The sequence below is a fragment of the Companilactobacillus sp. genome (assembly GCF_022484265.1).
Lineage (GTDB): Bacteria > Bacillota > Bacilli > Lactobacillales > Lactobacillaceae > Companilactobacillus.
The window spans coordinates 1,519,488-1,546,423 of the sequence record NZ_JAKVLR010000001.1 but is presented as its reverse complement, the minus strand read 5'-3'; the positions used below and the strand labels follow the sequence as shown (position 1 = coordinate 1,546,423).

Here is a 26,936-nt window from a genome sequence, read left to right as displayed (position 1 = left end):
CTCCTAGAATCTGTAATTACTTAAATTTTACCAGTATTAGTAAAAAAATGCTACAGATATACATTGTTCTTGACCTTTACGTTACGTCAATCTGTAGACTGAATTTGTCAGGAGGTTCAAAATGGAATATTCAATCAAAGAATTAGCTGAATTAACAGGCGTCAGTACTAGAACTTTGCGGTATTATGATCAAATCGATCTATTAAAGCCGTTTAAAAAAACTGAATCAGGCTATCGAGTGTATTCAGAAGCTGAAGTTGATAAATTGCAGGTCATCCTATTTTATAAGTCGTTAGCTTTCGAACTGAGTGAAATAAAACAGCTAGTAACTGACCCAAATTTTTCAGTGATCGATGCTCTTAAAGAACAATATCAAGTGCTCTTAGCAAAACAACAAGACATTAATGACCTTCTGACGACAATTAGTGTAACGATACAAGATTATCAAGGAGGAAAAACGATGAATGATCAATCTAAGTTTGAAGTATTTAAAAAACAACAGCTCCAGAATAACGAAGAACAGTATGGACAAGAGATCCGACAAGAATATGGAGATAAGGTAGTTGATGAAGCAAATAAACAATATTCATCAATGACTTCAGACCAATATCAACAAATGAATGAACTTGAATCTGATCTGATCAGGAATCTTAAAGAATTAAAACAGACTGGTGGCGATATTAATAGTTCGCTAGCTAAACAAATTTTTGAGGAGCACCAACAATGGCTACAATTTTCATGGCCTAAGTATGACAAATCCATGCATCGAGGTTTAGCGGATATGTATTTGGCCGATGAAAGATTTGGCGATTATTATAATAAGAAGGCAAATGAACCAGTTATCCAATTGCTACATGATGTAATATACAATTATACGAAGCAATAAGGGATGACGACTTGATGTATACAATAACTGACCGGATTCAATTGAGGATTGCAGAACCAGACGATGCGGAGGACTTATTCAACTTGATCGACAGTAATCGAGCACAAATGGAACAGTTCATGAGCTGGGCTAAAGATACCAAAAAAGTTGCAGACTAGAGAAGGTTTCTCAAATACTGTCAGACCAGGTACAAAGAGCAGAAGCTCTGGCCAGCTACTATTTTGGTCGATGGCAAGATAGCAGGAATGTTCGACTTCCACAATATCGATCATGATAACCATCATTGCGAAATTGGATATTGGCTCGGAAAGGCATTTCAGCATAACGGAGTTATGACTAATGTCGTTAAAGAGGCAACTAAAATCGGATTTAATGAATTAAAGATGCATACGATCCAAATTTTTGCCGTAGTAGACAATGGACCTAGCAACCGAGTCGCTTTAAATGCAGGCTTTAACCTTGAGGGAACGTTAAAAGAATATTTGTTAGCTAACGGAAGATATCAGAATTCGAATATCTATTCACAAATGACCGCAAAAAAATGACAATCAGTGTCACAAAACCTACCATTTTTTTAGTTGTTAGGTTTTTTATTATCTAAAAATCTAGTAATAGCATAGCTTTGGCTATGACATAATTTTGTAATTATTTATTAACATAAATGAAATTAATTTGTGAATAATGTGGAAAATGATAATTGAAAGCGTTAATATCAAGTTATGATATATTAAAAGATTAATTTTAAATATATCGTTCTTTTAATAATTTAAAAGTAGGGGGGAAACGGTATGTCATGGTTAAAAAAGGCTATTGTCTACTTGTCAGTCACAGCCTTAGCAGCACCAGTGGTTGCCAGCGGAACTGTAGGGATTGCATCCGCCGCAACAACAGATAACGCTAAGACGACTGAAACGGCAAAGCCAAACGCCAGTCTCAAAGCACCATTTAGAGATGCAAATAACATCTTTAAGCTGAGACTTGATAAACAAAAGGACGGCTATGTTTTGGTAACTAACATCGCTGCATCCGGAAACAATGTTATCCAAAAAGGCGAACAACTTGTTGTTAACTTCGACAAGAAGAACGTTGATTTGAATAATAGTTCCGTCGTTAATCAAGATGGTTCAGCTCCATTCACCGTTAAGAAAGACGCCAATAAAGGAACAGTTACTTTGACCTTCAATCAGACTGTTGATTCAGGAAACTATACAACAGCTGTTGGTATCGCAACTAAGAACTTGTACACAACAAGTTCATTGAAGGCTGATTTCCAAGGAGCACCTATTAAGATCAGTGATAATTTGATCACTTCGAAATGGCAAGCTCCAACATACAACAGTACAAATGGTGACACGACACAACAATCGTCATCATACAGTACTCAAAATTCAGTCGGAACAACCCAAGTTGCCTCGACGCAAGCTGCTTCATCACAATATTCAACATCAACAAGCAGCACCCAAGCAGCTACAAGTTACACAACTACAACTTCTCAAACAGGTACAACGACACAAGCAACCAATCAATCACAAGGTTACACACCAACGTTTGATGAAGCTGAAAAAGCTGTTATGAACCGCACCACAATTAACGTCACAGGAACAGCAACAGATTCAACTGAAACGCAAACATCAGCTAATGTTGCAACACCTGCAACTGACACTCAAAGTGGCAACGTTAATAACGCACTTATAAATTCAAATAATACTGAGTCAACGGCAGTTCAAGCACAAGCGAACCAAGCAGCACCTGCTGAAAACTCAACGGGACAAACGACAACACAAGCTGTCGCTACTGACCAAACTGCAGCACCAACAACTGCAAATACTACAGTTGCTACTGCACCACAAAGCAACACGACTCAAGCAACAAATAACACCGTTGCAACAACGCAAACAAATAACGTTGCAACCACTCAACCAGTTGCTTCTAACACTGGTTCAACACAAGCATCACAAACAACTGATAATCAAACATCTGCACAAGCAGAGATTAATGTGCCATTATCAGTTTCAACAAATAACGCTATTCAAACACCTAATGGAAAAGCTAGTGATCCTGCACAAACGTTGCAAGATGTCTTAGCTGAAAACGATAGTAATCCACAAGGTGATAAAACAACTTACGAACCAAACAAGACATTTGAAAATATCAAAAAAGATATTAATGCCAAAGCTTCAATGGCTACTCCAGAAGAACAAGCTGAAATCGTTAAGGTTACTCCTTGGATCTGGTCATACATCTCTAAACAAGCATCTCAGAACCAAGTATTCACATTTGCAACTCTATTAACAACAGGTAGAACTGCATATACAACAATCAACGGAACTGCAGATGCCAATAGCAGCAATATCCTTGAACAACAAATGCCAACATTGCTCAAGAGCTTCGGCGAAAATATCACCGACGGTGCTTTTGACAAAGCAATGGACATTGATGTTTTACTAGACTCGCAATTATATAAGGATTACTTAGATGGCAAGTACACACCAACATCTGAGAAATTAAATCCTAGCGATGCCTGGGCAGCTATGAAAGATCACATCACGGTCACTAAAGTTGATGACAACACTAATACCGCTGGAGCAACTCAGTTAGATAAAACTTACTTCAACGCTAAAGCAACTTTGGACAGTGAAGTCGCTGCTCAACTAGCAAAACAAAATGCTGAAAAAGTCCAAAAGGAATTGGTAACAAATTCAGAGACGTCTGAAAATGTTGCAACAACTGACAATAACGCCAATTCAAATGGTGACAACACAGCATTGTTCAATCAAATGCAAAAAGATATGGCTGATAAGATGGCCGATACATCAGTAGAAAATCAAGCGCAAGTTCTTGATGCCATTCCAGAAATTTTGAATGATGTTTCGAACAAGACCGCCTCATCAGATAAGACAGGTGGCGTTTCAAACTTCATCAAACCTATGGTTGATGGAACATCATATTTGATTTCTGTTGATACTCAACCTATTACAGGGAGCTCTGACAAATATCTTGCAAACTTGCCACAAATCTTCAAATCTTTTGGTGACAGTATGAGAAAGGGTGATTTCGATCAACCCCTCGCAATGCAAAATATGGAAAGATCTCAAATCTATCAAGATTACTTAGATGGTAAATATGTTCCTGATTCATTGGTAACTAAGAAGACCGTCAATAATAAAGACGACTTGTTACCAGCAATCTTGTTAGCAATGGTTGCGATTCCTGCATTAACCTTACTCATGGGTGTCGTTACGATCTTAACTTCACCAATTTGGGTACCACTTGCAATCGCAACTTGGGGTGTTGTCTTTGCAATCACTGCAATGCCAATTGTCTTCATTTACACAGTACTAGGCGCTTTGATCTTGCCTTCATTAGTATTGTTCCCAATCATGGCAATTGTTTCATTGATTGCAGCTCCAATTTTGTTAATCGGAAATCTAATCCCAATCGTTAACTTAATCACCATTCCAATCACATTGATCAACTTAGCCTTAACATTCATTCCTGGTTGGATCGTTCTAACATTTATTCCAATGTTGCTCTTGGCAGCCGGAATCGTTATTGCTGGAATTGCAATCCCAGTAATCATGACAATCGGTTTAGTCATTGCACAAGTTGTCGCTGGAATTCTTTCGTTCTTAACAGGTGGACTATTGGCAATGCTATTACCAATCACAGCATTACTTGGTATTATCATTGCTGGAGCATTTAGTCTTCTTGGATTAATTGGATTTATCCTTATTGCCGGAGGTATTATGGCATTAGTACTTGGTCTAATTGTTGCCGGATTCGCAGTATTAACTGTTGTTGCTGGTGGATTCGCGGGAGTAATTGGATTAGGTCTAATCGCTGGTATCGCCGTCGTATTACTTGGCTACTTAGCCTTTAACTTTGGAGGTATGTTAGCCGGTATTGCAATATTCTTGATTCTATTAGTCTTAATGCCACAATTCTTAGTACTGAACTTCTTATTATGGTTCATCGGATTTGGCTTTATGGCATTGATCCTCACAGACCTAGCAATCCCTAGTCTTGAGCTTGCCTTAGCAATCGGTGCATTAATGATGATGTTCTTTGTACCAGGTCTATTGATCGCATTATCATGGCCATTCTGGATGGGTCTAGTTCTACAGATTTCAATCCCAATCGTAGAAATTGCCTTCCTAATTGCCTTACCATTCTCATTTATTCCACTATTTGGTTGGATTGCTGATGCCATTGTTGGTGTTATCATCCTTATCCAAGCAATCGCCTTGGTAATCAGTGTTGCATTACCATTAGCAATTGGTGTTGGAATGATGACTAAAGGTATCATCGGATTCGATATCGCTATGGCTGCAGCAGCTGTTCTTGATCTAATTAAAGATAAGGAAGTTACTGATAGAAAGTATGTCGATCTTGATACAAGTTGGCGCAGAAGAATTCACCCAGTTGGTTTCTGGACCAAGAGTGATCCTCTTGCAACAGCTTTAGCATAATCATTACAAAAGCAAAACAAAAAGTCTGGAACGTTTATAACGCTCCAGACTTTTTTCGTGCTATTAAACTAATTGAGGATTGTTCTCTGCTAAGTCACGATAGAAGTTTGCCATCGTTAAGTTGTAGTAAGGAATGATCCAAATGAATCCGATTCCTAATGTGATACTTCCCAAAATGAACCAGCCGATAAAACTTAGTTGAAGTACGAAGTAGTCAGCCTTGTGTCCGTCCATTAATTTACGACTTCTAGTGATGAAGTCCATTAGCGAATATCCATCTGCTTGGCCTTTATCTGAAAGATCTTTGTAGATGTAGTAAGTTTGCGAATAAGCAAATGACTTGATGATCCCAGGAATGAGCAGTAGCAATGACCATAACCAAGTTAATACCGCCATGATAATGTACATTCCTAAAATTTTCCACCAGTCAGGATTTCTAAATCTGTCAAAGTTACTTTGAACAGGTTGGAATTGCAGCTGTGGATTTCTGATCCAGTCTAAAGCTTTGTAGTTAGCTGAGACGGTGATCAAAATGAAGACCAATCCAATCAGTGTCGAGATGATGAAAGAACGACCAGCAGCCCCATTATAATGATTAAAATCATATGGATTAAAATTCAATGCGAACTGGATCGACCCCGAAAACAATCCAAAAAGCATTGTGATCAAGTAAAGTAGAATACCTTTTCCCCAATTGCCACGTAAGGTATCTTTGGCGTCCTGCTTTAATTGCGCACGACTACGATAATTTTGCATAAGATGCTTCCCCCTTTTAACAAAAATTCTACCTAAGATATCATTTAAAGCAAATTATTTTTTTATAATCGTTAATCTATTGATGGATTACAGCGATATAATAATATATATCAAATACACAAAAGGGAGTGAAGCAGATGGTAGTTGGATTTATTGGTGCCGGAAGTATCGGAGGTGCCGTGATTACCGGATTGGTAAGAAACGGCTTTGACAATGATCAAATCGTTGTTAAGGGTGGTAAATCAAATACTGCAAAGGACCTTCAATCCCAATTGGGTTTTCAAATGGTTCCAAAGATCAAACAAATGACGGAACCAGAAGTGATTTTTATTGCAGTTGGAATTACCGCACTCGACAGCGTTTTGAGCGAGTTGCAACCGATCATCGAAGATAAACTTATCGTGACTTTCACAGGTGGAGCAACCATTGCTCAGTTGAAAAAGAAGTTAGGATCGGATGCAAAGGTTGCAACTGCTATCCCTAATACGCCAGTTAAAGTTGGTGCAGGGTTCACGGGGATTAGCTACTCTGATAATTTCGAATTAGCAGACAAGAAAAAGGTATCTTCCGTCTTAGGCTATACTGGTCAAGTGGTTGAGGTACCGGAAGAACAATTGAGTACGATCGGAACAGTCGCAGGCTGCAGTCCAGCCTTTCTAGACTTGTTCTTAGAGGCTTTAAGCGATGCAGGTGTAAAACATGGCCTGAGTCGCAAATTAGCCTATGAGGCAGCGATAGGGATGGCTATTGGTGCTAGTAAGTTAGCCAAGCAATCTGATTTAACAGTTCCAGAATTAAAAGATGAAGTTACTTCTCCAGGCGGTTCAACAATTCGTGGCGTTGCGGCCCTGGAAGAAAACGGATTCAGAAATGCTGTCATTAAAGCAGTTGACGCTGCCGAGGGTGTGGATTAAGCTATATAACATTGAGCTATATAGTTAATGATTAATCTCGAATGTTAAAGAGAGGGAAATTCATTATGAATTTCTCTCTTTTTGCCTAAATTTATAGCGTTGTGTTGAGGAAGGGATAATTTATATGAAAGAGGTCGAAGATATTATGAAGACTAATAAAAGAAAGGTTTTTTCATCGTCAATTGGTTTACTGGCGTTGTTTCTGATTGGATCAGCGTTTAGCGCACCACTAAGCAATAGCAAGAGCGATACTACCACTAACAGTGCTGTTGTAACTAAGAAGAATGCTAAACCAAGCATTTCAAACGTTTCAAAAAAGACTACCAAAAAGGCAGCTAAGAAAGATACTAAACAAAATGATAATGATGCTAAGCAAGTAGTAGCTCAAGGAGCAAAGACAGAATCAGCTTCTCAGAGCTCTGGTAACTATCTATCACGGATTGCTAGCATCTCACCATCAAAGATCAAGACAGCTGCAGGAAATGAGAATCAAGCTGCTCAATTGATCCAAAGTCAATCAGGAATGAGCCAAGTTCAATCGCAAAAGGTTGCCCAAGAGCTATTCACTAATAGCCAATATACTTCGCTTAGAAATGATTTGAGCAGTGGTAACTGGATTGGAGCTTATCAACAATATCAAACACTCTCGAACAATGGTGCAATCTCACAGCTAGAACAAGCAGCAAAGAATTAAATCCTTTGCCAATGATATCCAAATGTTATAGACTGTAATAAATTTTAGTCACCAAATGATATAGAGAGGGAATATCATGCGCAAGAAAAAAGCTTATCGGACTGCCATTTTAGGGATATTAATGGCAATCATTTTTGTACAATCGATGGTTCCAATGCTGGGATTTATTCCGACAGGATTCGTTAATATCACGATTATCCATATCACCGTTATAGTAGCGGCTATCGTCTTAGGCCCAGTGGATGGTGGAATCGTTGGACTAGTTTGGGGAATTGGGACGATTTTACGTGCTTTGACCAGTCCAACATCGATCATTGATACAACTGTGTTTACCAACCCCATCGTGGCTATTTTGCCACGGATCTTAGTAGGTCTGATTGCCGGTTGGATCTATCTGTGGTTCAAAAATCATACTGAGCATAAGGTATTAGGAATGGGATTAGCGTCAGCTGCTGGTTCCATTACCAATACAGTTTTAGTGCTTGTCTTGATGAGATTAATGTACGCTAGTACATTGTCGCAAGCATATGCGGCTCAAACATCAGCCTTAAATACGATTTTGTTAGCAATTGTCGGAACGAATGGTGTTGCAGAATTGATTGCTGCAATCATTATTGCACCAGCGATTGCTACTGCAATCTTGAAGACGAATAAGTTCTTGGATTAAACAGTGTGGCGGTTTCTTAAAGCATTTTTGATATCGGGATGTTTTAATCTTAACCACAGTGAATAGAAGTAGGCCGTGAACCCGGATAAGGCCCAGATAAACCATTCTGATTCGTTTGAACTAAAGCGACTGAATTCAAATAACTCTAGACGAAGGTCACTCGATAATGTTTCAAAAATATTGAGTTTACCAGTCTGAGTCCAAATTAAAATAATTTCCGTACTGAATACTAAAACCCAACCCAGAAGATAAGGCCATCCGCCTTTGATCTGGGCTTTTTTGCGTCCATATTTATCTAACTCTGTATCTATCCGTACTTGAGTAAATTGTGCTTGAAACCAGCTAATGGCAGCAGATATTAAAGCAATGATCGCCAGAATTATGAAGTTGTTTTCCGATGGTTCAAACCGAATTAGAAACATGATGATTGAAAAAGCCGGAATGATCAAAATGTAGATTCGTTTGACTTCATCAAATTTAAATTGTTTACGGATGAAATAGATTAAAAGTAAGACTAAAAGTATTGTCATGGATTCCTCGATGTTAGAAATGTTAGTATCAACAGCTTAATACAATTAAAAAAATATGGGAAGATTTTTTGAAAGATATCGTCTTATAAAAAAGACCCAGTCGCTGAGGACTGGGTCTGAGATTTATTTAGGTTTTGACATTTTTTCTTGATGAGATTTGATAATTTCTTGAGCGATTGAGCGAGCAATGTTTTCATTTTTTAAGATGGGACCATGTGAGTATGAACCAATAGTATTCTTATAACGCATACCTTCAGCCTTGTCTTCAGGGTTATTTCCGTATCCTTCGATCATCTTACCAAGTGGTTTAAGTTTATTCTTGTCATCGAAATAAGTTCTACCACTGTGGTTCTCAAATGCACGAACAGTTCCCCATTCAGTTTCGTATTCAGTATCGCCGATCATACGACTATCAGCTTTAAAGACTGTGTGGAAAGGTAAGATGTTGAGACACTTGATGGTTTCTCCACCAACTGTTTGATAATATTTACCCAAGAATTGATAGCCACCGCAGATGCAAAGCATTGGCTTACCAGCTTCGATGTAATCCTTGATAGTCTCACGATGACGGATCAAGTCTTTAGCAACGACAGTTTGTTCGAAATCTTGACCACCGCCGAAGAATAAGAAGTCGTAATCAAAGGCATTGAATTCATCATCCAAACTAACGTTATCTACTTGAGTATCGTAGCCTTGTTCTTTTAATAGGAAACTGAGGATCTTGACGTCACCACTGTCTCCGTATGTATTCATTAGATCTTCGTATAAGTAAGCGATTTTGATAGTATCAGACATAATATTCTCCAAAAATGGTAAAGTATTGTAACATTGAATCAATGAGGTGATTAATTTGACGAAAGAAATTAATAAAGCTAGTTTAGCAGATTTTCACGAGAACTTAAATCACGACGTATCGAATAATGCTTTACGTCACGCAGTTGCTGAAGTTGGAATTTACAAAGCAGCCCAAAACATCGAGGCTAAGAGTAAATTGAACCCAGCCTTTAATGTTGAGGTACCAACTGGCAAAGTAACTAACCAAAAGCGTTCTGGACGTTGTTGGCTTTTTTCAACACTAACTAACTTGAGAACTGAATTCGCCACTAGATATAATGTGAAGGACTTTGAATTGTCAGAAAACTATTTGTCATTCTATGATCGTTTGGAAAAGGCCAACTACTTTTTCCAAAATATCATTCAGACAGCAGATATGCCTTTGACAGACCGCAAAGTCAATTGGCTATTTGCTTCTCCAAGTGGAGATGGTGGTCAATGGCAATATGGTGCTAACTTGATCAAAAAGTACGGTGTGGTTCCAAGCTATGCAATGCCTGAAACTGTCGCATCTGAAAACACCAGTGAGTTCAACTCGACTTTGAATAACTTGCTTCGTAAAGATGGTATGGAGATCCGCCAGATGATCAAGGATAGTCAACCAACAGACGAACGCGTTCAAGAAATGCTGTCTGATGTTTATCGGATTTGCGTCTATTCATTCGGTCAACCACCAGTCGACTTCGAATTGTCGATCAAAGATGACAATGGCAAAATGATCGAAGACCCAAGCATAACGCCTAAGGACTTTTTCAAAAATTATTTTGCAATTGATTTAAATGACTATATCAGCGTTATGAATTCTCCACAAACGAGCAAGAAATATAATCAGTCATATACAATTGATACTCAAGGAAACATTGTTGGTGGAGAAGCTGAGAAGTTCTTTAACCTACCGATCGAACGTCTAAAAGAATTGACGATTCAACAATTAAAGGCTAACGATACTGTTTGGTTCGGCAATGATGTCGGCAAGCAATCAGAACGTAGCAAGGGCTTGTTGTTTGGTGACTTGTACCAGTACGATCAACTATTTGGTATCGATACTAAACTGGACAAGGGCGATGCCTTAGATACCAGAAATGCCTCTGTCTCACATGCGATGGTCTTTACTGGCGTCAACTTGATCAATGATGCACCAAATCGTTGGAAAGTTGAAAATTCATGGGGCGAAGCCAATGGAGACAAGGGTTACTTCACCATGGACGACAAGTGGTTTGATGAAAACGTCTATGAAGTAGTCATCAACAAGAAGTACTTAACATCTGACGAGCTGGCCGCATTTGACCAAGAACCAATAGTTTTACCAGCCTGGGATGCAATGGAATAACAAATCAAATTTGAAAAAAATTTACCGTTAAAGTTAGCAGCTTTAGCGGTTTCTTTTTGCCTAAAATAAGCATTGATAAGTGGCTTGTAATGATTAGTTAGTATAGTTATAATTAAAGCCAACTTTAACTATGGAAAATGGGTGAGAATATGCATCGTGCAAAAACAAGCAAGAAGAAAATTTTCGGTTTCTCGATTTTAGGTATTATCGTCGTATTGATTTTAGGAGTGATTTTCTTCGTTCCCATCAATAATGGCATTAGATCAGCAACTGGAAACGATACGCCAACGGATAAATTGATCAAAGATGAGTTAGTTAAAAAGGTTAAATCTAAAAAGACTGGTGATCCTAAGCATGACGAGAACGTCGATAAGTATGCTGGCAAATTAAAGGGTACTAAGATGTCTACGATTATGAAGGCCGCTAACAATGAAGAAGAGGCAGCCGAATTGATCCACCAATCCTCTTCATTATCTGAATCTGCTTCAAAGAAAGCAGCCAAAGCATTATTCAGCGACGAAAAATACGATGGCATTCGTAAGTCAATGAGCGAAGGTAATTGGGTCGAAACATACTCCCAATATCAAAAGTTGAATTCTGATGGTTCGATCTCTCAATTGAGACAAACAATCGGACAATAATTAAAAGAGGTTATCAACAAATTTTGTTGGTAGCCTCTTTTTAGGAATCTATGCTGGTACGAATTACTTTTGAAGTCTCAGTCGCCAATAAGTTGAGTCCTGCTGGATCAGCTGGTCGTTTACGACGACAAATTTCCGATACGGCACATGTTTTGTCAGCTGCTTGTTGTCATATAAAAAGCTGTCTTGATTCACTCGTTCTAAATTAGCCTGATAGTTGCGATACATTTTTAGTTGATAGTTTCCTGCTAAGAATAATAGTAGGATCGACAGAATAACGGTGATAGACAGCGGGTTGATTTGCAGTTCCTGAATAGCTTTGATCAGAAAACTTGCCACTATTAAGTATATGAAGATAAATGAGGTGAATTCGCCACGACTAGTCACTGGAGATATGACAATCAACATTGGTCCAAAAGAAATTCCAGCTGACAGATAGTAGATCCACATGAATTTATCATTTTTAAAAAAGGTGTAAATGCAGTAGGCGATGAAAACTATTAATAATAGACTGACTAACGTGTCAATAGTCGCCAACGTGTGATTCATATTGGTGAAAGCGTAGATCTCGTTTTGATTAAATTTACTGAAAACTAGTGAAATAATAGAATAGTAAATTCCAAGGGTTGCTGAACTGAAAATAATAATAGTTTTCGTTAGCGTGCTAACTGTAGACTTCAACGCTAAGATGATCAGCGAAACGGCCATAACGACGATAACAATCCAATTGAATGAAATCAGCCAAAAATGAGTATAATCAACAAATGTTTGCCAAATCTTGATTGGGTCATGAGTAGTTTGTCGATAGGCAGTAGGGCCAACATAGTAGGAACGATTGCTAAACATTATGGCAGCAGCAGCGATTGCTCCTAATAAATAGGCAAAATGATGCTTTTGAAGATTTTTTCTAAAGAAGATAATGAGTAGAAGTGCTAATGCAATTTGCAAGGTGGTGACATTTTCGAGGAATAAACCACCAGCTAACGCTATGAAAAAAGCTAAAACGGACATCAACCAGCTTGATTGCAACTGGGAATTAGACCGACAGATCACCAAGTAGCTGAGGACTAGTGCAATTGACGGAACGTAAATAATAAAGCCGTTGTTCCAAACCAAAATATTATTTAAAAAAGCATTTTGCATGAAAAATGGCAGCAACAATGCAATTGGCAACATCTTTAAGTTGCGACCAGTCAGTTGATAAATTGTCCAAAGTAGTAACGTCCAAAAGAACGCAAAGACTAAGATACCTATTGCTAAGTGTCGCATCATGGCAATTTCCAACAAATTGCCTAGATAGCGACCATTACTACTGCCACCGACCATTGGCAACGTCGAGAAAAATCCGTGCGACATCAAATAACTACCTTTTTCCCCATACCAAAAGTAGTCGTCCCCGCTTGGAATCAAGAAGTACCGAAAGATTCCGAAATAGATGTATGTTAAAGCGAATATGATTAATTCAAGTAATTTAGGTCTCTTTAATAACATAATTTAATCCCTATATAATTTTGTGAGTAACCTAATTATAGCTGGATTTAACATTACTTGGAGATGAAAAATTAAAAAGTCTGAACCCAACAGTTCAGACTTTTTGATTATTATTGCTTAGAAATGGCAATCCGATCATTATTTAAATATTCGTTATCGCCGATTTTCCAATATGTATCGTGGTAATACTTGGTTCTGTCTGCAGAAAATTCCGCCAGTCGTGACTTATCTTTGTTAATCATTGATTTAGTCCTATTAGTTTGAATCATCTCACCCTGTTGTAATTTATAAACTGGGACTGAGGTGGAATTGTCTTTATTTGAAGCTGTTATGTAAATTGTGACTGGATCTTTTAATCCATGATAATTCATAGGAATATCATGTCCGTGAATCACATTAACTCGATTGTTATCGATGAATTTGTTGTTTCCAATTTTCCAAAAAGTTTGATTATCGATTTTTGTCCGATTAGCTGTAAATATAGCGAGGCGTTTCTTTGTGCTGGTAATTGTAGATTGATTATTTTTGGTTTTCTTAATTTGTCCATCTTTAAATCGGTAAACTGGAACTGAAGTTGAGTCTGATTCGTCAGAATTTCCAATAACGATTTGTTCTGAAGGTCCAACAGTTGGCTCTGTAGTTGTAGCGTGAGCTTTTGGAATTAAAAGGCTAGTAATTAAAGCAAACAGTGCTAAAAATAATAAACCAAATCCAAATGTTTTTTTCATCATAACTCCTTTAATGTTGTTATGAATTAACCATAACATCTATTCGATGGCCGATGTATTAAAGGATAATATAGCGTCTTATAATAAATGTAATTCTGGGCAACAAAAAACACACTCTGGGGAGGAGTGTGTTTTTAAGAGTATTTATATTTAGGGGATTAAATATATATATTATGTTATAGGGGGGAGAGGTAAGAGACGTTCATCTCTTATCTACAATTAATACTATAACGATTATCCATGAATAAATTATTTTGAAAATGTGAATTAATTATGAAGAATGCTGTTACTACCAAAAAAGTAGGATGAATATGACTGCAACAACGCCAAAAATGAATTCTAACAGCCACAAGTTGGGTGCTTTTTGAAATTGATCTTTATTTTTAGCAAATTCTTCCTGGTCAAGTGAACTAAAATTTTCTACTTGTTGGCGATATTGATCGATATTTTTAACCAGCAACGTGTATTGACGCTTATTCAGAATGTAAATGATTAGCGCAGTTAACGTAAATGAAATACTTGAGATGATCAGGATCAAATTATCGCTGTGTTCTTGGTAGACGTAAACACCCGCCAGAAACATACCAATCGAAATCCCAAAGAACCCTCTTAAAGAAAGGATCACTTTAGTGTAAAAAGTATTCGTAGCATATTGCTGAGGATTATCAGTCGTAATTTTAGCGACGTAGTCAATATACCAAGTGGATTTTAAAATATCTGCAGACGTTTTGTGATCATAGCTCAGCTTGATTACCGCATATAATTCAAATAGGACAATTAATCCAAAAAAGATATAGAATAGCATGACTTTCTCCCCCGATAGCAAAAAATGGTTATTAAATTATTTAAAAGATAACTACTAAGTTAAGTTTAATCCAAAAGAAAACGTTTTCAATGTTTAAATGCTCCTAATTGCGAGATTTAACGTTTTGATTACATAATTATATATTTCACAATTGAACTATCTTATAATTTGAACCAAAGGGGATGTTAATACATGAAAAAATTTATTACAGCTGCTTTAATAGCAATTTCTTTTGGTGTGATCTCTCCCATTGGCGTTGCTCAAGCAAGTGCCGACAATTCCACTGAACCTGATTATGTTGAATCAATCGAAGCGGTGGATGATAATGCCAAAAATAAACCAGAGCTAAATAATGGGTATGGATATAAATACGTATCCATCACAGTTAAAGAAAGTAACGTACCAACTTATGTCATTAAAGATGGTCAATTGGTTAAATCTAATATCAAAGCGATTCCTGGAAGTCAGTGGAATGCCATCAACACGGTGACTGGCAGTCTAGGTACGACTTATTATCAAATTTCAGATACTCAGTTTATTAAATATACTGACGATGACAATCTAGCGGTAGAATACGGCACGATGTTTGTTGCTCCTCTGTATGTAAATACTAATAACTAGACAATAAAAAAGAACACTCTGGGGAGGAGTGTTCTTTTTACGTGAATTATATTTAGGGGATTAAATATATATTATGTTATAGGGGGGAGAGGTAAGAGACATATATCTCTTATCTACAATTAATACTATAACTGTTAACCGTGAATAAACTATTTTGAAAATGTGAATTAATTGTGAAGTTCAAATTTTATGGATAAATAAAATGCTGCGAACTCTCGCAGCATTATTGTTAATAGTCTATTTTGTGGAATTCTTGCCGGTATTATAGCCTTGAACGTAGTCTGCAACTTGTGGTTTGCCACTATTGCTGAGTTGAAGGATCTTGTCAGGGTAATAATGGAATGGATTGTGGTTCTTATAATCGGCAATGGCTTGATCGTAACCCATTTGATAGTCGCTTCTGACATTGTCGGACATAGTTTTCAATTGGGTTGATTTCATTTGTTGGTATGAAGCTTCAGCGCCTTGATAGTTGCCTTGCTCATAGTTCTCTTGGATATTATCGTGTAATTTCGTCATAATCGCACCTCATAATTTAGTTTTAGTAAATATCGAGGAATTTTTCAGAAAACACAAATTCCACTGTAACGATATAATTTTTCCCCATGGATTGTAAAATGAAACGGCTTAATATCATTAATTCAATCATTTCTGAAAACAAATGATAATTCGGTCAAATATGATTTGAATAATCATTTTTTTACTAGTTGCCTCTGTTATGATAGTTAAGTTAACTTTAGGGGGTTCAACTTATCGCTACTAAAAAGAGGATTGTATATTTAGATTTGGTCAAGATCGTTGCTGCTAGCTTCGTGATCTTGTCCCATTCGTGTGAAAAAATTTTACAGATGGCAAATGGTTCGATCCATTGGACAGTTGGTAACTTTGTAACTGAATTTACGTCCATTGATGTTCCATTATTTTTTATGGTCAGTGGGGCATTGATCTTGAACAGTCGGAAGACGGCTGATCTGAAATACGTAATGAAGCATCGAATGATCAGACTGATCTTACCGTTTTTAGTTTGGTCAGTCTTGAGTGTTATTTTCATTCAATTGTTGAGTAACTATTTCAATGGACGGGATGTACTGAAAAGTGTGATTTATTTGTATAATCAGCCAGTATTGGTAAGTTACTGGTTCATGTATGCATTGATCTCGTTTTACTTATTATCGCCAATTTTAAAACCAATTGTTGACCATATTAACGATGAAACCATGTATTACTTGATTGGACTATGGTTCGTTACCAATATCGTCTTTAATTCATTAGCAGTCGCCTTGCCAGCTCAAATAGGTAGAATTTTTGCAGCCTATTCATTTGGTGATTTAACGTTTTTAGTTGGTAATATCGGCTACTTCTTTGTTGGATATGTCCTATTTAAAAAAGATATTAAGATCAAGCATTTATATACAACGTTTGGATTTGCAATGGCGTTGATGCTATTGAGTAACTATGTGTCTAACTTGCAACAACTAGGTTCGTGGCAGTATTTAGCATTCTTAGCACCAATCTTGAAACCAATCGTAGCAGCTTTAGCATTCTTGGTTTTCAAATCATTGGATGATTTTCTGCAAACAAAGAACACTAAGTGGCTACGGGTGATTGAGCCAGTCACGTTTGGAACTTATTTGACTCACGGAATCATCATGAAATTCCTATCAAATTATATTGATCCAATTCATTTTTTCATAACATTTATTTTGACGACTTTAATAGCCTTTGTATTGGTGTATCTAATCAGAAAAATCCCAGTTGTGGGAGAAAAAATCACTTAATTTTTCAAAAAATAAAGGTCTGATCCAGATTAGTGGGTCAGGCCTTTATTGCATTAATTTCGATGTTTAAAATAATTTGCCAAATAACTTTTTACCAGTTGCTTTGACGTAACTAATGCCTGAAGCAATTGCAGCAATGACTAATCCTAAGATAGTCAATCCAGTGCCGACCATATTTCCGGTTTGTGGGAACTTGCTGCCGGAAGTCTTGCCAGTTGTCATGGACATCTTAGCAGGGGATGCGGAGACTCCACGTAATAAACCAGTAGAACTCTTTGTAGTAGTGGCAGACATTGGTGTAGCAGACATTGGTGTGGCAGTTGCCTTTGAGGTTGAAGTTAAGCTGGTAGCAACAGGCTTTGCAGTTGAGGCTGAAGTCTTACTTGAAGGTGCTTTTGCAGAATCAAATTGTTCCAAGATTGTTCCGTAAGGTTCGCCGCCCTCTTCGGCATCGATTGTTTGTTGAGCTTCACGAACTAATTCAGCAACTTCAGCGACTGTGGTTGGATGTTGGGCATCAATCCAGGCATTTTCCTTAGCAACATCGTAGCCATATCCATCTAGACCATAAACTTGATAAACTGTATATCCGCCGCCTTCTTCAATATTTTGCTCAGCTAGTGGTAAATATGCTTCTTGAGCTGGATACAGGTCAGGATCGCCAGCAAAATCTAATAAACGGGCTTGAGCAACTTCTTGTGGTGTGGCTGTGCCTTGTGCATCAGGATCATAAACTGTTTCAGTTGTTGATGGTGATGTTGAAGGTGTTGTACTTGAATCAGAATATGTGCCACTTGCATCAGTCATACTTGGATCGGTTGAAACAGGAACAGTTCCTGGAGTTGGTGCTGGATAAGCACCGTTGCCTGGTTGTGTTGGTCCCAGATCAACAACTGGCGTTGTGCTAGTTGAACTTGGAGTTGTCGCTTGTGTTGCCGCAGGAGTTGGAGTTGTTGGTGTAGTTGGTGTAGTATTCGAAACTGTTGGGTTTGTCGCTGTATCACCAGTAGTTGCAGCGTCTACAACGTTTCCGGTCGTAGCGGCCAAACCAATCGATGATGCCAAAATTGTGGCTAATACGATCTTACTAATAAAGGTGACTTTACTATTATTCAAAACTTTTTCATTTAATTTCATTATTTAATCCCTAGTCCTTTTTCATAAATAAGTATTGAACTGGAAGGTTCGATAGTATTTAAATTCTCAATCGCACTTTCTAATTCTCACTATAAATAGAACTAGAGCTAATTAAAGTTAAAAGCATATTCAATTATTAATCATTCTAAAAATTATTTTTATCATCAGAACGCAAATGATTGTTTCTGTAACATGAACATTTAAATATTAAATTCATAATCCACGTTAAAAAAATCTATATCCGTCTGCACCAAGTTTGCAACGTTCTTGTTCAACAAAAATTGGAATTCAATTTAATTTCAATGATTTTCCGTGTAAAATGGTTTACTAGATTGTTCAACATATTATAGTAAAGAAAAGTAACAAGTCATTGAATTAAACTACTATTTAATATACGATTAAAAGGTGTGAAACATCATGTTTCACGGCTGGAGGAACTGAATGAAACCCGAAGAATTTTATCAAGCATTATCCAAAAGAGGAATCGAATTAAACAATACTCAAAAAGGTCAATTTGAAGATTATTTTCATGAGTTAGTTGAAACCAACAAAGTAATGAACCTAACTTCAATCACTGAAAAAGAGCAAGTTTACTTGAAGCATTTTTATGATTCATTGATCTTAGATTTCTTTGACGAGGGCTTGTTGACGGACGAATTGACATTATGCGATGTCGGGTCTGGAGCAGGTTTTCCATCTATTCCTCTCAAAATTGTTAATCCTAATTTGAAGATCACCATTATTGACTCATTGAACAAACGAATCAACTTTTTAAAAGGATTGGTTGATAAGTTGGGTTTGGAAAATGTTTCCTTAGTTCATGGTCGTGCTGAAGAATTAGGACAAAATAAACAATACCGTGAAAACTTTGATCTTGTGACTGCCCGCGCAGTTGCATCGATGACGGTCTTAACTGAATTGTGTCTGCCATTTGTGAAAAAAGGCGGTCAATTTATTGCGATGAAGGCAGATAAGGCTGACGAAGAATTACAAGAAGCTACGTATGCAATCGCATTGCTCGGTGGAAAAGTGGAGAAACAAGAATCATTTGCATTGCCAAATGACGAAGGTCTGCGTAATTTAGTCTTTGTAGACAAAACTAAAGAGACTCCAAATAAATATCCTAGAAAACCAGGGACACCATCGAAGAAGCCGTTAGTTAAAAAGTAGGGGGTTAAAATCTTGGCTAAATCAACAGAAGAAGAAAATAACGCAGGAGTAACAGAAACAACGCAAAATAATTCTGCTCAAACAAACAATACCGATAAAACGGAAGATGAAAAATCTAAGAAAAAAGTTAGCGACAACGGTACTCGTGGTCGTGTGATCAGAGTTAGTTTAGATAAGATCATTCCTAACCGTTATCAACCTCGTACTGAGTTTGATAAAGAGAGTATCGATGAACTTTCTCAAACAATTAGCGAACACGGATTGTTGCAACCAATGGTCGTTCGTTCATACGAAGATGGCAAATATGAAATTATCGCTGGTGAAAGACGTTTTCGTGCACTGAAAAAATTAAACTGGCATAAGGTTCCCGTTATCGTTAAGGAATTGGATGATGAAGAGACTGCCTCAATGGCGTTGATCGAAAACGTTCAAAGAGAAAACTTGAATCCAGTTGAAGAAGCTAGAGCTTATCGTAAAGTTTTGGATGCTGAAAAAATCACCCAGTCAGAATTAGCTAAACGTATGAGCAAGAGTCAATCATATGTCGCTAACAAATTGCGTTTGTTGGCATTGAGCGACAAAGTGCTTGAAGAATTAGCTAATGAAAAAATCAGCACTCGTCATGGTCGTGAATTGTTGAGATTATCCGACAAAAACCAACAAGACGATGCTTTAAATAAGATTTTGAAGGATAGCTTAAATGTTAAGGAGACTAAGAAATTAGTTGACTCATACTTGGACAAGCCCGAAGAACCAAGGGCTGAAAAACCAACTGAGAAACCTGCTGAATCAACTGAGGATGATTCAAAAGAAACTCCAGTTGAAACTAAGCCAAAGACAAAGCCTGGTCAATACAATGTCAATACAACAATTGACGAAGTCAAACAAAACATTGCTAAGATGAAGAAAAACGGTACATCAGTAAGTTTTGTTGAAGACAAGAAAAAAGGCTTCTATGAGATTGACATCAGAATTCATGATGACGAACTTGAGGAATAAGGGGAATAAGATGGCACGAAAAATATCCATTGCAAATCAAAAAGGTGGTGTTGGTAAAACCACTACAACCATTAATTTGGGCGCATGTTTAACTAACATGGGACAACGTGTTTTGATCGTTGATGTCGATCCACAGGGAAATGCTACTAGTGGTTTAGGTATTAAAAAAGCCAACGTTGAAAAAGATGTCTATGACGTCTTGGTCAATGAATTTCCACTCAAAGATACGATCATACATTCAAAACATGACAACTTAGATATTGTCCCTGCCACGATTCAATTAGCTGGTGCAGAAATGGAATTGACCTCAATGATGGCTCGTGAGACTCGTCTTAAAGCTGGGATCGATACGATCGATGATCAATACGATTTCATCTTGATCGACTGTCCACCTTCATTAGGTCAACTATCAACTAATGCTTTTACAGCCAGCGACTCAATTCTTATTCCAGTTCAAAGCGAGTACTATGCGCTTGAAGGATTAAGTCAATTATTAAATACCATCCGTTTGGTTCAAAAACACTTTAATTCTAATTTAGAAATCGAAGGTGTTTTATTAACCATGCTGGATTCTAGAACTAACTTAGGAAAACAAGTTGTCGACGAAGTTAAGTCATACTTTGGCGATAAAGTTTATAAATCAATCGTTCCTAGAAATACAAGATTGGCAGAAGCCCCTAGTTATGGACTACCAATCATCGATTTTGATGATCGTTCTCGTGGTGCGGAGGCTTATATCGCATTAGCCAAGGAGGTACTAAAGCGTAATGGCATCAAGCAAAAATAAAAAAGGCTTAGGAAAAGGCATCGACGCCATCTTTTCCGAATTCGAAGCTATCGATGAAAACAGCGAAACAGTTGTAGACCTCAATTTAGATGAAATCAGACCTAACCCTTATCAACCTAGAAAAACTTTTGACGAACATGCCTTAAATGAATTGGCAAAGTCGATCGACCAAAATGGTGTTTTTCAACCAATTATTGTTCGTGAAAGCGTCAATGGATTTGAGATCATTGCTGGTGAAAGAAGATTTCGTGCTAGCAAGATCGCCAAAAAGACAACGATTCCTGCAATCGTTCGTCCACTAAGCGAATCAGGCATGATGGAAATCGCGGTGCTAGAAAACTTGCAACGTGAAGACTTAACGCCACTTGAAGAAGCAGACGCTTATCAAACTTTGATCAGCAAATTGAATCTGACTCAAGAACAAGTCTCGCAACGACTTGGCAAAAGTCGACCATACATTGCTAATTATTTGAGATTATTGAATTTGCCAGAATCAACTAAGCAATTGGTTCAAAGCGGCGCTCTTTCAATGGGGCAAGCTAGAACTTTATTGAGTTTAAAAGATCCCGACCAGATTGAAAAATTAGCTCAAAAAGCCGTTGATGAAGATTTAACTGTTCGTCAATTGGAACAATTAGCGACTGATTCAAAACAAGATAGTAAAAAGAAGAAAAAGGCTCCTAAGGCCAAATCACCTTTTGTCAAAGCAACTGAAAATAGATTGGTTGAAAAATTCGATACTCAAGTCGCAGTTAAAACTGGTCGTAACGGCCATGGTAAGTTGGAAATCGACTTTAACAATACCGATGACTTGAATCGTATTTTAGACATATTAGGAATCCAAATAGATTAGAGGAATATTATGTTTAATTTAGGAGATATTGTCACTATGAAAAAGCCTCACGCCTGTGGGGAAAATCGTTGGGAAGTAATTCGACTAGGTGCTGATATTAAGATCAAATGCATGGGATGCGGTCACATCGTTATGATCCCACGTGCTGAATTCAAGAAGAAATTCAAAAAAGTCTTAGTCGCTGCAGCTGACGTAGATACTTCTACTGAAACAAATTATTTAATGCAAAATCAGATCATGAAACCTAATACGATCAATAATGAGGAGGATTTATAATGGCCTTAACTGCCGGAATCGTAGGTTTGCCAAACGTTGGTAAATCAACACTATTTAATGCTATTACTAAAGCTGGTGCGGAGATGGCTAACTACCCATTCGCTACCATCGACCCTAACGTTGGGATGGTTGAAGTTCCTGACAAGAGATTGGCAAGAATCGACGAATTGATCCCTGCTAAAAAAATCATTCATACTACTTTTGAATTTACTGATATCGCCGGAATCGTTAAGGGTGCCAGTAAAGGTGAAGGATTAGGTAACAAATTTTTGGAAAATATTCGTCAAGTTGACGCTATCGTGCACGTCGTTCGTGCCTTCGATGATGACAACATTACGACTGTTACTGGTAAAGTTGATCCACTAGACGATATCGAAACTATCAATTTGGAACTAGGCATCGCTGACCTTGATTCAATCAACAAGCGCTATACAAAGGTTGAAAAGCAAGCAACTAGTGCCAAGGATAAAGACGCTATCGCTGAATTGGCTGTTCTCAAAAAGATCAAACCAGTTCTTGAAGAAGGCGGAGCAGTTCGTTCAATCGAATTTAACGAAGATGAACAAAAGATCGTTAAGGGATTATTCCTACTAACATCAAAACCTGTGTTATACGTTGCTAACATTGCTGAAGACGACATGGCTGATCCAGAAGCATCTAAGTACTACAAGATAATTGAAGATTACGCTAAGAAGGAAAACGCTGAAGTAATCGGCGTTTCAGCTAAGACTGAAGAAGAAATCAGTGAATTAGATGACGATGAAAAACAAGAATTCCTTGAAGCTGAAGGCGTAAACGAATCAGGTCTTGATAAGTTGATCAAAGCTTCATACAAACTATTGGGATTAAGAACTTTCTTCACTGCTGGTGGAAAAGAAACTCGTGCTTGGACTTTCCATAAGGGAATGAAAGCTCCACAAGTTGCTGGTATCATTCATTCTGACTTTGAACGTGGTTTCATTCGTGCCGAAGTAATGGCATTTGACGATTTGGACAAACTTGGCAGCGAACAAGCTGTTAAAGAGGCCGGCAAGCTTGGACTTGAAGGTAAAGACTACGAAGTTAAAGATGGCGACATTATTGAATTCAGATTTAACGTTTAATTAGGGAGAAATCAATGGCTGACGACGATTTAAGAGAGAGAAACAAAAAGGCTGCCGAAAAGCAGAAGAGACACTCTGAGAAAAAAGAAAAAAATGACGAAATTGCTGAACAGATCAACAGTGCCGATCCTGCAGAATTACGCAAGCAATTGAGTAATAAAAACGAAGAATACGTTTTTAAACTTAACAAGCGCTTAGTTGACGATGATTTTACTGAAGAAGAAGCTGAAGAATCAATCAACGGCTTGCTTCCAGAGATCATCGCTAATCAGATCAAAGGTGTTCCAGCTAACCAATTGTACGGACCAGTTACAAAGAAGGCTGGAGATATCGCTCATCCAGTAAAACCTAAAAAGGCTACGCCATTTTGGGCTTTAGCAATTGATACATCATTGCTATTCTTTGCATTGTTTGGCCTGTTGTACGGCATCGTGGGACTTACTAGCAAGAACCAAAGCTCACAAAACCAAACTGGTATCGTGACTTTAGTATTGTTAGCCGCAATGTGGGGCGTACTACTAACATGGTTCAACTTACAAATGAAAAAACCAAAGGCCGAACGCCCAGGTTTACTGATCACAATTGGATACATGGGTGCTGGTTTAGTAATCATGTTCATCTTCTTAGGACTCATGCAATTTGTTCCTAAGACATTCAACCCACCTCTAAATGGTGTAGTTTACTTAGTACTAGCCGTGATCGCATTTGGTGGTAGATTCTTGTACAGAAGATACATGCACATCACAACTAGAGGATTTATTTAAAGACCGAAAGGTCTTTTTTTTATGGTTTGAAAAAGTGAGTTGACAAATTGAATGAATTATTTTATTATTCATTCATAATAAAAATGCTTGAAAAAAGATGATTTTATCAGTCATCTTATTTTTATACATTCAACTGAATGGATTTAAAATATATTCATTCAACACAAAAAGGAGCTTCTCATGAAAAAAATTATTTTAATCGTTTTAGTTATTATCGTTGTGATCGGATTGATTTTTGGTGGTGCCACGATCTGGGCAATGAACAGTAATAAACGTCTTAATATCAATAATTTCCAAGTCAGTTCGTTAACTAGTAAAAATGTAGAGTTAAAGAATCCAACTAAAGTTGACTTAGCCATCCAAACTGCATATTTGAACGTCCAAAGTGGCGACAAGACTGAATTGAAAATGGACAATGTAAGTAAAGACCAATATCAAATTACTGAACAAAATGATTTGCTGAGAGTTTCAGAAAAAGACGCTCAAAAGCATCAGACTAAGCTTGGAAAATCCCCAGTTTTGACCTTGATTGTGCCACAAAAGACTTTAGAATCATTACAGATCGACCAATTAAACGGAACAGTCAAACTGAACAATTTAAAAATAGGGCAATTAAATATTGATCATGCAAACGGAACTACCATTGCCAAAGATTTAACTTTGTTAGACAGCAGTCGATTGACTAAGAAGAATGGAAAAACTACTTTTACTGGACTGAAGGTTACCGGACTACAAGTAAATGTCAAAAATGGCCAGTTCAAGCTCAACGGTAAAAAGCAACAAAATAACTACCGACAAAACGGTAATGAACCTTTGATCATTGATAGCAACAACGGCCAAGTTTCAGTAACAAATTAATCGGTTATTATGCATCATAAGATTTACTAATGACATTCCCTCTAGGCATAAGAAATGATAATGTTTCAAATCAATTAAATTGCGTATTTTGTTATGTGATGATGTTATTCTCAAAAGGAGGAAACTTATGCCAGATTCAGAAGGTTACTAGACTGATAAAGGGATGCTCAACATGTGTGAAAAGGATTTTCTAAATGATCAACAGAAGGAATTCCAAAGAAGAATAGATTCGAAGATTGATCAAGTAACTCATAAAGTGGATGCCATTGATGACAAACTTGAATTATGGAAAATTTCTGCTTCCTGGAGTACAGGGATAATTCTATTTATCCTCCTGTTGATTTTGGGGAAATTGTATTTGCAGGAGTTGATATAATTCTGGCGATTAAAAAATCATATGTTTGTAATGATCTTCAATAATTGAATAACAATCCAAAAACACGCACAGAACGATTCATCATCTTTCTGTGCGTGTTTTATTTATTTCGATAGTTATGTGGAATGAAACTATACAATATCAGGAAAAAACTGAAGATAACGATAATATCGAATCCGAACACGATTAGATTATCGTAGTTGATATTATTTCCAATTGTAGAATTATTGGCTATGAATTTGGTTTGAAACAGGGATATACCGACATTGATTCCTAAGGTCATTGCAAAGGCTAAATCAATATACCTTTTTAACTTGGCGTAGTATCTAGGTTCATTGCGAATTTCGTCAAATTTTAGATGATCATATTGGACTAACTTTTTGACCAGCAAGCCTTTGGGATTAAGTGCCCAGATGCAGGCGATTCCTAGCAGGCCAAGTAAGATCAACATTCTAGCATTGCGATAAGTGTATTCCATAAATGTTAGCGAAATAATGAGTGCAAAAATATATGTACTGATAAAAGCGGGAAAAGCTAATTGAAATTTTTTCATGCGAAGGTCCTTTTATTTGAAGTTCGATATCATGCGAGAATTACATTCACAACTATGAAATATCGTAAATTCAGTGTAACAACCTAATGTAAATTTCATGTAAAATATCCAATAATTTATCAAGTTTTCTGAAAACACCGATAATCCTAGTCGGTTAGGAATTAGGCTGCTTGTTATTGTATAATGGAAACATAAGTATTTAAAACGTGTGTTAGGTGGGTTTCGTATGAAGATTTTAGTGGTGGATGACGATAAAGAAATTGTTGAGTTACTCAGCATTTACATTAAGAATGAAGGCTACGAACCAATTACAGCTAATTCTGGCCAAGAGGCTTTAGACGCCTTAGCCCAGCATAGCGATATTGCCTTAATGGTCTTGGATATTATGATGCCAAATATGGACGGTATTGAGGTAACTAAACGGGTTCGTAAAGACTCACAAATTCCGATCATCATTGTTTCAGCTAAAACAACCGATATGGACAAGATCCAAGGATTGATCACCGGTGCTGACGATTACGTTACTAAACCATTCAATCCGCTTGAGATCATGGCTCGTATTCGTTCGCTTTTGCGTAGAAGCGCCCAACAAACAGCTAAGAATGTACCCGACAAATTAGAAGTTGGACCAATTACTATTTATAAGGATTCTCACGAAGTTGTGACTAGCTCTGGCAACAAGGTCCAACTGACAGCTTTGGAATTTGGGGTCCTATATTTATTAGCCAGTCACCCAAATCGAGTATTTTCTGCTGACGAGATTTTTGAACGTGTCTGGAAACAAGAAAGCGTAGTTTCTGCCAAGACTGTTATGGTCCACGTTTCTCACTTACGTGACAAGCTCGAAGAAGCTACAGACGGCGAAAAGGTCATCGAAACTGTCTGGGGCGTTGGTTACAAGGTGGAGGTTTAGTTT

Annotated in this window: 28 protein-coding genes and 1 pseudogene; 20 read left to right on the top strand and 9 right to left on the bottom strand. The window is 37.3% G+C overall.

What is annotated here, in order from left to right:
- Window positions 1-121: 121 nt before the first annotated feature.
- The 4 genes and pseudogenes from LKF16_RS07505 (at window position 122) to LKF16_RS07490 (ending at window position 5,355) form a co-directional block, all read left to right on the top strand.
- Window positions 122-886, top strand: a complete 765-nt coding sequence (locus LKF16_RS07505; RefSeq protein WP_291470148.1) for a MerR family transcriptional regulator — start codon at window positions 122-124, stop codon at window positions 884-886.
- Between the two features lie 14 nt (window positions 887-900).
- Window positions 901-1,044 carry a hypothetical protein gene (locus LKF16_RS07500; RefSeq protein ID WP_291470147.1) on the top strand — a complete coding sequence of 48 codons (144 nt, stop codon included), beginning with the start codon at window positions 901-903 and terminating at the stop codon, window positions 1,042-1,044.
- Between the two features lie 48 nt (window positions 1,045-1,092).
- A pseudogene (locus LKF16_RS07495) lies at window positions 1,093-1,431 on the top strand (GNAT family N-acetyltransferase); the annotation flags it as partial.
- Window positions 1,432-1,674: 243 nt separating this feature from the next.
- A complete protein-coding gene (locus LKF16_RS07490; protein WP_291470146.1) occupies window positions 1,675-5,355 on the top strand; it encodes a hypothetical protein in 3,681 nt (1,226 codons plus the stop codon).
- A gap of 63 nt (window positions 5,356-5,418) precedes the next feature.
- Here LKF16_RS07490 and LKF16_RS07485 read toward each other — a convergent pair whose 3' ends face one another.
- Window positions 5,419-6,111, bottom strand: a complete 693-nt coding sequence (locus tag LKF16_RS07485; RefSeq protein WP_291470144.1) for a DUF975 family protein — start codon at window positions 6,109-6,111, stop codon at window positions 5,419-5,421.
- 137 nt (window positions 6,112-6,248) lie between these two features.
- Between LKF16_RS07485 and proC the strand changes: the two genes are divergently transcribed.
- The 3 genes from proC to LKF16_RS07470 all read left to right on the top strand — a co-directional run bounded on the left by proC (window position 6,249) and on the right by LKF16_RS07470 (window position 8,386).
- Complete coding sequence (gene proC, locus LKF16_RS07480; RefSeq protein ID WP_291470142.1) at window positions 6,249-7,025, top strand: pyrroline-5-carboxylate reductase; 777 nt, start codon at window positions 6,249-6,251, stop codon at window positions 7,023-7,025.
- 124 nt (window positions 7,026-7,149) lie between these two features.
- A complete protein-coding gene (locus LKF16_RS07475; RefSeq protein WP_291470140.1) occupies window positions 7,150-7,719 on the top strand; it encodes a hypothetical protein in 570 nt (189 codons plus the stop codon).
- Between the two features lie 73 nt (window positions 7,720-7,792).
- Window positions 7,793-8,386: an ECF transporter S component gene (locus tag LKF16_RS07470; RefSeq protein ID WP_434735180.1), complete on the top strand. Its 594-nt coding sequence runs from the start codon at window positions 7,793-7,795 to the stop codon at window positions 8,384-8,386.
- Here the strand turns inward: LKF16_RS07470 and LKF16_RS07465 are convergent.
- The gene (locus LKF16_RS07465; protein WP_291470136.1) at window positions 8,383-8,916 is read right to left on the bottom strand and encodes a hypothetical protein; all 534 of its coding nucleotides are present in this window, start codon (window positions 8,914-8,916) and stop codon (window positions 8,383-8,385) included. The two genes, LKF16_RS07470 and LKF16_RS07465, sit on opposite strands and share 4 nt — an antisense overlap.
- Before the next feature lie 123 nt (window positions 8,917-9,039).
- Window positions 9,040-9,711, bottom strand: a complete 672-nt coding sequence (locus LKF16_RS07460; RefSeq protein ID WP_291470134.1) for a type 1 glutamine amidotransferase — start codon at window positions 9,709-9,711, stop codon at window positions 9,040-9,042.
- Window positions 9,712-9,766: 55 nt separating this feature from the next.
- Here LKF16_RS07460 and LKF16_RS07455 point away from each other — a divergent pair, with 55 nt between their 5' ends.
- Both LKF16_RS07455 and LKF16_RS07450 read left to right on the top strand, forming a co-directional pair.
- Window positions 9,767-11,080 carry an aminopeptidase C gene (locus LKF16_RS07455; RefSeq protein ID WP_291470132.1) on the top strand — a complete coding sequence of 438 codons (1,314 nt, stop codon included), beginning with the start codon at window positions 9,767-9,769 and terminating at the stop codon, window positions 11,078-11,080.
- A 149-nt stretch (window positions 11,081-11,229) separates the two neighbouring features.
- Complete coding sequence (locus LKF16_RS07450) at window positions 11,230-11,721, top strand: hypothetical protein (protein WP_291470131.1); 492 nt, start codon at window positions 11,230-11,232, stop codon at window positions 11,719-11,721.
- Window positions 11,722-11,784: 63 nt separating this feature from the next.
- Here LKF16_RS07450 and LKF16_RS07445 read toward each other — a convergent pair whose 3' ends face one another.
- From LKF16_RS07445 to LKF16_RS07435, 3 genes are all read right to left on the bottom strand, one after another.
- Window positions 11,785-13,212: a hypothetical protein gene (locus LKF16_RS07445; RefSeq protein WP_291470129.1), complete on the bottom strand. Its 1,428-nt coding sequence runs from the start codon at window positions 13,210-13,212 to the stop codon at window positions 11,785-11,787.
- 110 nt (window positions 13,213-13,322) lie between these two features.
- Window positions 13,323-13,940 carry a hypothetical protein gene (locus LKF16_RS07440; RefSeq protein ID WP_291470127.1) on the bottom strand — a complete coding sequence of 206 codons (618 nt, stop codon included), beginning with the start codon at window positions 13,938-13,940 and terminating at the stop codon, window positions 13,323-13,325.
- A 289-nt stretch (window positions 13,941-14,229) separates the two neighbouring features.
- A complete protein-coding gene (locus LKF16_RS07435) occupies window positions 14,230-14,745 on the bottom strand; it encodes a hypothetical protein (RefSeq protein WP_291470125.1) in 516 nt (171 codons plus the stop codon).
- Window positions 14,746-14,937: 192 nt separating this feature from the next.
- Here LKF16_RS07435 and LKF16_RS07430 point away from each other — a divergent pair, with 192 nt between their 5' ends.
- Complete coding sequence (locus LKF16_RS07430; protein WP_291470123.1) at window positions 14,938-15,366, top strand: hypothetical protein; 429 nt, start codon at window positions 14,938-14,940, stop codon at window positions 15,364-15,366.
- A gap of 237 nt (window positions 15,367-15,603) precedes the next feature.
- Here LKF16_RS07430 and LKF16_RS07425 read toward each other — a convergent pair whose 3' ends face one another.
- Window positions 15,604-15,885: a hypothetical protein gene (locus LKF16_RS07425; RefSeq protein WP_291470120.1), complete on the bottom strand. Its 282-nt coding sequence runs from the start codon at window positions 15,883-15,885 to the stop codon at window positions 15,604-15,606.
- 266 nt (window positions 15,886-16,151) lie between these two features.
- On the opposite strand from LKF16_RS07425, the gene LKF16_RS07420 reads away from it, so the two are divergent.
- On the top strand, window positions 16,152-17,144 hold the full coding sequence (locus tag LKF16_RS07420; protein ID WP_291470118.1) for an acyltransferase: 993 nt from the start codon (window positions 16,152-16,154) through the stop codon (window positions 17,142-17,144).
- 66 nt (window positions 17,145-17,210) lie between these two features.
- Here LKF16_RS07420 and LKF16_RS07415 read toward each other — a convergent pair whose 3' ends face one another.
- The gene (locus LKF16_RS07415) at window positions 17,211-18,281 is read right to left on the bottom strand and encodes a hypothetical protein (RefSeq protein ID WP_291470116.1); all 1,071 of its coding nucleotides are present in this window, start codon (window positions 18,279-18,281) and stop codon (window positions 17,211-17,213) included.
- Window positions 18,282-18,722: 441 nt separating this feature from the next.
- Between LKF16_RS07415 and rsmG the strand changes: the two genes are divergently transcribed.
- The 8 genes from rsmG to LKF16_RS07375 all read left to right on the top strand — a co-directional run bounded on the left by rsmG (window position 18,723) and on the right by LKF16_RS07375 (window position 25,091).
- Window positions 18,723-19,451, top strand: a complete 729-nt coding sequence (gene rsmG, locus LKF16_RS07410; protein ID WP_291470114.1) for a 16S rRNA (guanine(527)-N(7))-methyltransferase RsmG — start codon at window positions 18,723-18,725, stop codon at window positions 19,449-19,451.
- A gap of 12 nt (window positions 19,452-19,463) precedes the next feature.
- Entirely contained in the window at window positions 19,464-20,450 is a 987-nt protein-coding gene (locus LKF16_RS07405; RefSeq protein WP_291470112.1) for a ParB/RepB/Spo0J family partition protein, read from the top strand.
- A gap of 10 nt (window positions 20,451-20,460) precedes the next feature.
- Window positions 20,461-21,237: a ParA family protein gene (locus LKF16_RS07400; RefSeq protein WP_291470110.1), complete on the top strand. Its 777-nt coding sequence runs from the start codon at window positions 20,461-20,463 to the stop codon at window positions 21,235-21,237.
- Window positions 21,218-22,090: a ParB/RepB/Spo0J family partition protein gene (locus tag LKF16_RS07395; RefSeq protein ID WP_291470108.1), complete on the top strand. Its 873-nt coding sequence runs from the start codon at window positions 21,218-21,220 to the stop codon at window positions 22,088-22,090. Before LKF16_RS07400 ends, LKF16_RS07395 begins: the two co-directional genes overlap by 20 nt.
- Before the next feature lie 9 nt (window positions 22,091-22,099).
- On the top strand, window positions 22,100-22,366 hold the full coding sequence (locus LKF16_RS07390; protein WP_291470106.1) for a DUF951 domain-containing protein: 267 nt from the start codon (window positions 22,100-22,102) through the stop codon (window positions 22,364-22,366).
- Complete coding sequence (ychF, locus tag LKF16_RS07385; protein ID WP_291470104.1) at window positions 22,366-23,469, top strand: redox-regulated ATPase YchF; 1,104 nt, start codon at window positions 22,366-22,368, stop codon at window positions 23,467-23,469. The genes LKF16_RS07390 and ychF overlap by 1 nt, the downstream gene beginning before the upstream one ends.
- A gap of 14 nt (window positions 23,470-23,483) precedes the next feature.
- A complete protein-coding gene (locus LKF16_RS07380) occupies window positions 23,484-24,233 on the top strand; it encodes a DUF1129 family protein (RefSeq protein WP_291470102.1) in 750 nt (249 codons plus the stop codon).
- A 180-nt stretch (window positions 24,234-24,413) separates the two neighbouring features.
- Entirely contained in the window at window positions 24,414-25,091 is a 678-nt protein-coding gene (locus LKF16_RS07375; RefSeq protein ID WP_291470100.1) for a DUF4097 family beta strand repeat-containing protein, read from the top strand.
- A gap of 476 nt (window positions 25,092-25,567) precedes the next feature.
- Here the strand turns inward: LKF16_RS07375 and LKF16_RS07370 are convergent, their stop codons facing one another.
- On the bottom strand, window positions 25,568-26,020 hold the full coding sequence (locus LKF16_RS07370) for a hypothetical protein (RefSeq protein WP_291470098.1): 453 nt from the start codon (window positions 26,018-26,020) through the stop codon (window positions 25,568-25,570).
- Between the two features lie 226 nt (window positions 26,021-26,246).
- Between LKF16_RS07370 and LKF16_RS07365 the strand changes: the two genes are divergently transcribed.
- Window positions 26,247-26,933 (top strand): response regulator transcription factor, encoded by a 687-nt coding sequence (locus LKF16_RS07365; protein WP_291470096.1) that lies wholly within the window; start codon window positions 26,247-26,249, stop codon window positions 26,931-26,933.
- Window positions 26,934-26,936 lie beyond the last annotated feature (3 nt).